This window comes from Brasilonema octagenarum UFV-OR1 (genome assembly GCF_963888615.1).
Taxonomy (GTDB): Bacteria; Cyanobacteriota; Cyanobacteriia; order Cyanobacteriales; family Nostocaceae; genus Brasilonema; species Brasilonema sennae.
Map to the genome: position 1 here is coordinate 23,103 of NZ_CAWPKW010000322.1, position 9,757 is coordinate 32,859.

The 9,757-nt window shown below is 41.6% G+C and carries 5 protein-coding genes; 3 read left to right on the top strand and 2 right to left on the bottom strand.

The features are described from left to right. Window positions 1–58 precede the first annotated feature (58 nt). Both AC5590_RS28795 and AC5590_RS28800 read right to left on the bottom strand, forming a co-directional pair. Window positions 59–2,176 (bottom strand): FAD-dependent oxidoreductase, encoded by a 2,118-nt coding sequence (locus tag AC5590_RS28795; RefSeq protein ID WP_169266732.1) that lies wholly within the window; start codon window positions 2,174–2,176, stop codon window positions 59–61. Between the two features lie 549 nt (window positions 2,177–2,725). Then, entirely contained in the window at window positions 2,726–4,183 is a 1,458-nt protein-coding gene (locus AC5590_RS28800) for a serine/threonine-protein kinase (protein WP_211178580.1), read from the bottom strand. Window positions 4,184–4,645: 462 nt separating this feature from the next. On the opposite strand from AC5590_RS28800, the gene AC5590_RS28805 reads away from it, so the two are divergent. The 3 genes from AC5590_RS28805 (at window position 4,646) to AC5590_RS28815 (ending at window position 8,904) form a co-directional block, all read left to right on the top strand. After that, window positions 4,646–5,605: an MHYT domain-containing protein gene (locus tag AC5590_RS28805; protein WP_169266733.1), complete on the top strand. Its 960-nt coding sequence runs from the start codon at window positions 4,646–4,648 to the stop codon at window positions 5,603–5,605. Between the two features lie 69 nt (window positions 5,606–5,674). After that, window positions 5,675–7,369 carry a PAS domain-containing protein gene (locus AC5590_RS28810; protein WP_169266734.1) on the top strand — a complete coding sequence of 565 codons (1,695 nt, stop codon included), beginning with the start codon at window positions 5,675–5,677 and terminating at the stop codon, window positions 7,367–7,369. Between the two features lie 572 nt (window positions 7,370–7,941). Beyond that, entirely contained in the window at window positions 7,942–8,904 is a 963-nt protein-coding gene (locus AC5590_RS28815) for a YihY/virulence factor BrkB family protein (RefSeq protein WP_169266735.1), read from the top strand. Window positions 8,905–9,757 lie beyond the last annotated feature (853 nt).

Below are 9,757 nucleotides of genomic sequence, written 5' to 3' on the forward strand. Positions count from 1 at the left end.
ACAGGATGTTTTCTGAGTTCTGCGTTCTGACAACTGAGTTCTTTTCAAAAATGACTAATTACTTCCAATCATCCCAATTTTGGTTAAAAATCGAGGTATCCGGGAAGGCAGTGGGGTTACCATTTTTCTCCAACAGCTGTTTGAGGAGTTGTAATCGCGGTTCTGGTAAGGGCAATTTTTCCACGAGTTGGTAAGGTGCGATGCCATTTTTCAGAGCAAAAGCTGCTGTTGTTCCGGCTGCTGCACCTGCAGACCATTCAAAGGAGTGTACCCTGTATGCTGCTGCTGCGATGTGACTAGTTCCGATGCTTTTACCACCTACGAGTAAATTGTCGATTTTTTGAGGAATCATCGCCCTGAGTGCAATTTGGAAAGGATAAGCTTGCCCAGCACCACGTCTTTCACCGGCACGATCTGTATTTCCGGGCGTTTCTGGAGGGCTTTTGGTCATGCAAGGATGAAAGTCTATGGCGTAGTGACCGATACCCACAGCATCAGGGAAAATAGTGGAACGAGTACGCCGCGCTACCTTATCGGGACTGATTTGCCCTGAAAGAACGGACGCTGCTTCTAAACCTCCTAATGCGGCTTTCAGACGGCGATACATCTCTGGTGGTAGTGTTTTGCGGTAGTACTCGTCATTGTAGTTGCGACGAGAAATATCAATTTCCCAAATAGAAAAGCCTTCGGGTTGTCCCCAGCTAGGGCGTCCAATAATACGTCGTCCTTCTCGCATATATGGATGTTTTGACAAGCCATGCGCTGTCCCCATTGGGGAATCTAACCCCGATAAAAAGCGGTTATTTGGTTGTGGCTGCTTGACACCATTGCCCAATTGAGAATCTGTATCCCCGGCGGTCAACCAGTAATAGTATCCCAGAGAGATTTCCTCAGCTTTGCGTAAAGATTCTGTTCGCAGTCCACCCATCCAACCTCCTGGCTTCAGTTGCCCACTCGCTTGTAACTGTTGACGAGTGTAAATGAGGTTATCAGCAGAGGTTCCGGGACGGTAATCATTGCCCCAAGTCCAGTTTTGCATTGAGATGTCCCCTGGGGCGGGAGCGTTAAACTTGACACCACCAAATTCCATTGGTTGTCCTTTCGTGGGACTCCAAATGCGACGGTAGGTGAAAACCAAGGGAAAACTTGCTAAGCGCTTCAATTCATAACTATAATATGGAGAGTATTCTGGATAAAATGCGGGCATTGTTTGCGGTTGGGGATCTTTGGTAGCCTCCATTGCGAAAGTGTAGGTAAACCCCTGAGTACAATAAGGATCGTTTTGAGGACTGGAAGAAGAAGGTTCCAAGTAAGAACGGGCATCAATTCCCAGTCTGTAAGGAACATCTGCGAGGCCGATAATTTCGCCAGTTTCGGAAGTGTCTACAACATACCAGTTAGGGGCGTTACTTCCAGCTTTACTTTTGGTTTGCTTGGGGGCGAGGCGAACAATAGTTTTGCTAAAGCGGGATGAGTTTTGGTAGGTATAAGTGTCTTCGATGGTTTGAGATAATGGAGTTGTGTTTAGGGGTGGTGCACCTTGAACTGGTTGATGTTGGATGGCGATCGCACTACTAATGAGCTTCCCGTCGCTACTATATTCCAATTCCTTAATCACCGTGTTCGGGAACCATTGCAACTTTCCCTTGCCTTTTTTTTCAGCATCTTTGAGCATCGAAGTCAAAATTTCATGACCATCGCGCGGCAGAAAACACGAGTCGCTTACCCAACAGTCACCAGGGTTAATATTACCACGGTATTTGCTCTCAATACGCTTTCGCAGTTCTAAGTAACCACGAGAGTAGAAGAGTTTGCGACGCTGAGTTGGTCGTTCATCAAGTGCAGCAGTTCCTTGCGAGGAGATTTGTCCTCCCAACCAATCAGTAATTTCGGTCAGGCATACCGTTTGCCCTGCCAGTATTGCCTCATAAGCTGTAGCGACACCAGACAGTCCTCCACCTACAACAAGAATGTCACAGTTGACTGTTTTGTCTGGTGTTTTGGGTGGTGCAGCAACGACAGCGTATGGTGCGAGAAAAGAGAAAAAAGTCAGTATAGATAGCAATCGCTTGATTCTTAACAAGATCCGTTCAACTCCTAAATCACCTTTGACAGCATTTTTCCCAAATTTCCTGGCGACTTTTTTTCTGCGACCAGACAAATTAAACAAATGCATTTGCCTTAAGTGCATAAAAATCAAAAGTCACCCATATGAAATATCAGAAGCGGTTTCAATCACTTCCGCTACACAAATAAAAAAGGGAAACTGAAACAATGAACATCAAGATTTTACTTGAACAATGTAAAACAACAAATTTATCACAGAGTAAGCGCTTCACTACCCTCTGAGCTAGACCATTTGTGTTGTGTTGTTGTGCCCGCTTTTAGCGGGCTTTTTTTTATAAAGGGAACGCTTAACAGTGGTAACTGGTAACTGATCAGATAATCATCAGCAAGCAAATAAACTCACGCTGATTACTCATACCAATTCTGGAGTAAACTTGCACTAAATACTTACCTCTTCCACCCTTGGCGTTCTTGGCGACGCCAGTCGCCTAGGTCGGGAAACCCTCACAACGACCACGCTCAGTGCACAGCCTGCAGCGCTGGCTCGTCTTCGCGGTTCGTTTCATAAATATTAAGTGCATCTATGGCTACGCCACGCAAGCTATCATCGAGAATTAGTATCATATATCACGTATTGGAAAAACGCGGTAGATGACAACTACTGAATTTCTCTAAAGGATACGCGGGCTGTTGGTGCTTTAGGATCTTTACTTGCGAAAGCGCAGTATGCGCTTGGATTCGCTTTTCCATAATCCCTGAGGAAGCTTAAACAACTAGAGCGATCGCTAAAAGTCGTTACATACACAACAAATAAATGCCTGTCAACCAGATTTGGATAATCTGGTATCCAAAACACATCTGTTTGAGAATAACCTGCTCCCTGCAAAGTTTTCGTTTGCTTAACAGCACTTTGTAAATTTGGGAAGGTAGAGTCTGCTATAAAATGAAATGAACTAGGCAAAGCACCAGTCATTAGTTGTTTATGCACCATTTGAGAACTGGGGTTTCCAGAAGGAGATAACCTAAAAGAGGCATCTGGTCTTTGTGGTTTTGTGATTAACCCAGAGGATGTTTCTTTCTTATACGCTGTTGGTTGGCGAAAGTTTGTTAACAAAAGACCAATAATTATGGATGTACCGAATAATGCACCTATCATAAAAACGCTGCCAATAAATATGCTGTTCTGTCTTTTGTTTTCAGCGGCAGGCCTTAGAGTTGTAGGAAGAGTCTGGGCTGGTGGTTGAGTACGTTTAGCTACCTGCCCAAATGCCAGAGAACTTGCTATACTCTGTAGAGCATATATCATTGCTCTAGCGCTGGGATAGCGTTCTTTAATATTGTTCCGAATTGCTTTATCTAGGACTGCTGCTAAACTTGCACTGACTCCATCGCGCTGCCAGATACTCTCCCCAGTGTATAAGTCTGTTGTCATTTGTTGCGGCAATTGTCCTGTGAGCAAATAAATAGCTGTTAATCCTAAACTATATAGATCACTAGCAAAAACTGGACGCCCTGCTGCTTGTTCATTAGGCATGAACCCCGCTGTACCAACAATAATTGAACTGCTGATAGATCCTTGAGAATTCACCACTGTTCCCATCGTTTCTCGCACTGCACCAAAATCAATTAATACTGGTTTGTGATCTGATGAGCGCAAAATAATGTTATCTGGTTTAATATCGCGATGAATCAGACCTTTGTCATGCACATATTCCAGCACATCTAACAAACTGATCAAAATCGAGACAACCTCAGTTTCGCTTAAACATCCACTTTGTTGGACTTTCTCAAAGAGGGTTTGTCCGTCGATCCATTCTTGTACTAAATAGAATTGTCCAAACTTTTGAAAGTAAGCGTACAGACTGGGAATTTGATGACTAGTTGCTCCGAGATCCTCTAAAGTGATAGCTTCCCGTCGAAATCGCTTTTGTATCTGTTCTTGAATCAGAGAACTCTCGTTCACTGGTTTGAGTTGTTTAATTACACAACGGCGTGCCGAGGGCATTTGGGTGTCTTCTGCTAAGAACGTGTCGCAAAACCCACCAGATCCAAGTACACTGATGATGTGATAACGCTCACTCAGTAATGCTGGTATCGTTCTTTTTTCTTGATTCATATTAATTTTTGTGTTTTCTAAATAATTGACAAGATAAAATCATAATTTTTACAAATCCAGTGTACCTTTTCGGATTTTTGTCAATGATGTTAATAGAATTTTCATAGAAAGTTGTCAATAGCAGAATATTACAGTAATTCCTACTTTGAGAAACAATTAAATTTTATATCAACTCAAGATTTTAAATTCAAAATAAGTTCTTTTAAATACTCTCTACAGAGAATATTTGGATAAGAAAATTATGAAAAAAGCGAAACTCAGAAAAATTTATATATATCGAGCCAAATTAGTTTATTTTCAAGTAATTTAAGTCAATTATAACGCTTCTTTATGAGTCAGCAAACATTATCTAAAAAAAGTGCCAAAATAGTGATGCTTTTAGTGGTATTGAACGCCTAATCAATATGCATCAAACCACGAAGAAATCAAATTTCATCGATCATATAGCTTGAGGTTAAGCTGATGCTTCAGCAAGATTTAGTTATCAGTAGTAGCCATGACTTACGGCTTGTAGGGCTTTCAATTATCATTGCAGTTCTTGCATCATACACTGCTCTTGATTTAGCTGGGCGGGTCACGGCAGCCAGAGCGTCAGCTAGAATAGCTTGGCTCATTGGTGGCGGGATTGTGATGGGAATCGGTATCTGGTCGATGCATTTTGTCGCGATGCTTGCCTTCAGTTTGCCGATACCGATGTTCTACGACATGTGGACTGTGGTGGTGTCAATACTGCCTGCGATCATCGCTTCGCTTGGCGCACTTTTTCTTGCCAGTCGCCGAGTGTTGAATCTCTGGCAATTGCTGATTGGCGGTACGCTCATGGGTATTGGTATTGCGTCGATGCACTACATTGGAATGTACGCGATGCGAATGGAAGCAACCACTGAGTATAACCCACCGCTGTTTATGCTTTCTGTGGCGATCGCCATTGGTGCGTCGATCATCGCACTATGGATTGCGTTTCAATTACGCATGCAGACGAGTACCGTAGGGTGGACAAAGCTTGGCAGTGCAGTCGTCATGGGAGTAGCAATTGCTGGGATGCACTACACAGGAATGGCAGCAGCTCATTTTAAAGCTAGCAATTTACAAGTATTTACGAGTTCCCAAGCAATAACTAACTCCCTAAGTTGGCTGGCTATTGGGATTGGTGTCGCCACTGTTGTTATCTTGGGTTTTGCATTGCTAACTTCGTTTGTCGATCAGCGTTTAGCAGCCTCAGGGAAGCTTTTGGAACAACAAGAAGTCGAAACGATACGTTCCCAGCAATTTATAGAAATTACTTTAGGCATTCGGCGATCGCTCAATTTAGATGATGTTTTCAATACAACAGTTAATGAAATTCGTCAAGCATTAACTACAGATCGTGTTATTATTTATCGCTTCAATTCAGACTGGAGTGCTACTATCATCGCCGAGTAAGTCGCAGAGGGTTTTGTAAAAACTTTAGGACAAAAAATCAATGATGCTTTTCAAGAAGATGAAATTGAAGTGTACAAAAATGGTAGAGTTCGAGCCACTAGCAAAATTTCTCAAGCGGATTTGACAGATTACCAGAAAAATCTTTTAGAAAGTTTTCAAATCAAGGCAAATTTAGTTGCACCGATTTTAAAAAATTATCAGCTTACAGGTTTATTATGTGCCCATGAATGCTTGAAACCTCGAAAATGGCAAAAATCTGAAATTGATTTATTTGGACAACTGGCAATTCAAGTCGGAATTGCCTTAGAACAAGCAAGTCTTTTTGATGAACTTCAACAAGCGCAAAAAGTCTTACGGCTTCGCGATCGAGCAATTGCAGCTGCTAGTAACGCCATCTTTATTACCGACTCGCACCAAAGCGACAATCCGATCATTTTTTGCAATCCTGCTTTTGAAACAATCACAGGCTATTCACAAGAAGAAGTGCTTGGATGCAACTACCGCTTTTTACTGGGAACCGACACAAATCAAACGACTGTTGAACAAATACGCGACGCTATGCGTGATTCAAGTGAATACCAGATTACTGTCAGAAGTTACCGCAAAGATAATACTCCATTTTGGTATGAATTAACAGTTTCTCCAGTACGAGACGCATTTGGACGAGTCACAAATTTTATTGGGGTGCTATCTGACATTACTTTACGCAAGCAGGCGGAAGAAGGATTTCGCCAAACTAAAGAAGTTCTCCAAAGGCAGCTTTTAGAACTTATTACTGACGTTAAAGAAGCAACTCATGGTGATTTAACGGTTCGAGCTAAAATTTCATCTGGTGAAATTGGTGTAGTAGCAGATTTTTTAAATACAATTATTGACAGTTTCCAGCGGATTGTAACTCAAGTAAAAACAGCTGCTGACAGCGTGAATGTTGCTATCGGCTCAAACTCTAGTGCGCTCCAACACTTAGCAGATGAAGCAATCACACAGGTTAACGAAATTAACCACACTCTTGAAGAAATGGATAACATGAGCGTGTCAATCCAAACAGTTGCACAGGGTGCAAGACTTGCGACACAAATGATTGAAACGACTTCTGATAAAGCAGAGGCGACTGCTAAAGCAATGGATTTTACACTCGACACTATTTGGAATTTACAACAAATTATTGTGGAAACAGCCAACAGAGTCAAGTGTGTGGGCGAAACTTCTCAAAACATTTCCTCCCTTGTATCCTTAATGAACCAGATTGATATACAAGTCAACTTGTTAGCTGTCAATACTGGTGTTGAGGCTGCGTGGATGGGTGGAAATCCAATCTTTATCAAATTAGCAGAAGAAATTTCTCAATTGGTTACCAAGTCTGCTGAAGTTACCAAGGAAATTTCACAAATTTTCGACAACATTCAATCGCAAACCAAGGAAGTTGTCAAAGCCATAGAACAAGGAACAACTCAGATGGTGGGTGGAGTAAAAGTTGTTGAAAATGCCAAGCTTAACCTCAATCAGATTATAGATGTGTCCCGCGAAATGAATTCTCGCTTAGAGTTAATTCTTACAGAAACAGTTTCTCAGACAAAAACATCTCAAACAGTTGTGTCATCCATAAAAGAGGTAGCGATCGCTTGTGAACGTACTGCCGAGTCGTCTAGCATAGTGTCTAGTTCTCTACAGCAAACACAACAAGTAGCGCTAGAATTACAAGACTCAGTCGGTACCTTTAAAACAGGGGAAGGGGAACTCCTAAACAAAGCCGGACAAGCTTGATCATACCGCCCCACCAGCTAATACCGTTTCACTTTAAAGTTAGAACAAACGCGGGTAAGTGGGGGGAGTCAGGGGAGTCGGGGGAGTTGGGGGAGTCAAATGTATCAGGATTTTTGTCAAAGGGTATAACTCGTTTTTATCCAAAATTGTCCAGGTTGAGGCGGTATAGCCGCCTCAAAGAACAGCCAAGACCAAACGAGCTGGATAAAGCTTGTCCGGCACTTTGTCTGGGAAATATATATCCCAGATGTTAACGTCAGACAAAAGTAGATCAAAGTGGCAAAAATTTTAACTTCTTAAAAAGAACTTTACATCAACATTGGGGAAAGATGCAATACATATAATATTTTTATAGGATTCCTCCACAGATTTTTGTTCAGCTAGGTAAAGTTTATTTATGTTCTCAGTTAAGCGTTAAGCGTTAAGTGCGATGCACTGAGCGTGGTCGTTGTGTTCCCACTGCTCACGAGTTCGTATGGCTTTGCCACGCAAGCTAACATAAACCAAACCGGATTCTTATAGTACTGCTCGCTTATGCTGGTCAGTACATCACCACAAAAGGAGATATTTTAATGAATTTAAAGGCAGTTGTAGAACTGTTCCAAGAGACATTCCAAGAATGGAGTAAGGATAAAGCGTCGCGTTTAGCCGCAGCATTATCTTATTACACTATTTTTTCTATTGCCCCATTACTGATTATTGTAATTGCGATCGTCGGTGCGGTATTTGGAGAAGCAGCAGCACAGGACGCAATTAGACAGCAACTTGAGGGTTTGGTCGGTCGTGATGGTGCAGGCGTTATCCAAGAAGCTATCAAAAATGCCAACCAGCCAAGAGCAGGAATTATCGCCTCTATTATTAGTGTTATAGTCTTGCTATTTGGTGCAACTGGTTTATTTACTGAGTTGCAAGATGCACTGAATACGATTTGGGAAGTGCAGCCAAAACCCGGACGGGTTATGAAAAACATAGTTCGCCAACGTGTGACATCGTTTGCGATGGTATTAGTTATTGGTTTTTTATTACTTGTGTCACTTGTGATTAGTGGAGTGTTAGTGGGGTTGGTTGGTTACTTTAGAAATGTGCTCCCTGGTGTCGATTTTATTTGGCAGTTTGTGAATTTTCTTCTTGGTTTTGTCATCACCACATTGCTATTCGGACTTATTTTCAAAGTCTTACCTGATGTCAAAATTACTTGGAATGATGTTTTGATTGGCGCTGCTCTAACTTCATTTCTGTTTTCTATTGGGAGATATGTTTTAGGACAGTATCTGGGTAACGGCAGTTTTGGATCAGCCTACGGTGCTGCTGGTTCTGTAGTCGTTATCCTCGCTTGGGTGAATTATGCTGCCCAGATTCTCTTTTTTGGTGCTGAATTTACCCAGGTTTATGCGAGAAAGTATGGTTCTCGTATTGTTCCTGATAAACATGCCGTTCCTCTGACTGAAGATGCTCGTCTTAATCAAGGGATGAAACCAAACAATAGGAATGAACGAACACAAAAGAGAAAACGCTTTGGTGATGACTCTAACTAATAGTAATTCCAAAAATGTTTTTGGCAGATAGTACATTTTACTTGCAACTCGTAGTCCGTCAACAAAGCAAGAATTTATGGGGTAAGTTGAGCCAAGATTTTAATCATCTTGGTTCACAAAATATCAGACTTAAGTAGACCAACAAAATGAAAGATAGGATTTCTATTTGATGTTTTAACGGAATTCAGTACAGTTTATGTTCAGTATTAAGAGTTTCCTGTTAAACGTTAACCGTTCCCTACCTCTACGAGTAATATGTACACAACGACTAAAACTTACTGGAAGTAAGCAAGATTATCAAATTATATTTGATTTTTTTAGGTGAAATTATTTATCAAGTAACCACATAAAAAAACTTAAAAAAAACCTCTAGTTTTCTCTAGAGGCTTTAGTAGTAATTGAGAAGAGAAATGCTGGAGAAGCATAGCAGTTTTATTTTGCCTTAGAACTAGCTATATACCCACATCCAGAAGGAATAGAATTAAAAAAGATAATTTTTATACTTGTAATTCAGACAACTCTAAATTGTTGGAATTATACTCTACGCATAAATTACTCTACAAATACCAGCTTAGATTTTTTTGCGGGTAAACAATAACACGACAACCTAAAGATATATACTCTAAAGATGTGACAGTGTACACAAAAATAAGTCAAATTTATCAGTTAGCAGTGAGCCAGCACGGCGCAGGAGGGTTTCCGTCCGTAGGCGACTGCGTAAGCGCAAGCGCACGCGGCTTGGGCGTAAGCGCAAGCGCACGCTAAGAGCGAACGCGCAGCGTCTCCTACGGAGATACGCGTAAGCGTGTCCCTTTGGGACTTACAAAGTAGCGTCTGGGCAGGAGATACCCGA

Excerpts from the sequence above, each read along its gene's own strand:
- AC5590_RS28800 (WP_211178580.1), bottom strand. The coding sequence starts at position 4,183 with ATGAATCAAGAAAAAAGAACGATACCAGCATTACTGAGTGAGCGTTAT.
- AC5590_RS28805 (WP_169266733.1), top strand. The coding sequence starts at position 4,646 with ATGCTTCAGCAAGATTTAGTTATCAGTAGTAGCCATGACTTACGGCTT.
- AC5590_RS28795 (WP_169266732.1), bottom strand. The coding sequence starts at position 2,176 with ATGCATTTGTTTAATTTGTCTGGTCGCAGAAAAAAAGTCGCCAGGAAA.
- AC5590_RS28815 (WP_169266735.1), top strand. The coding sequence starts at position 7,942 with ATGAATTTAAAGGCAGTTGTAGAACTGTTCCAAGAGACATTCCAAGAA.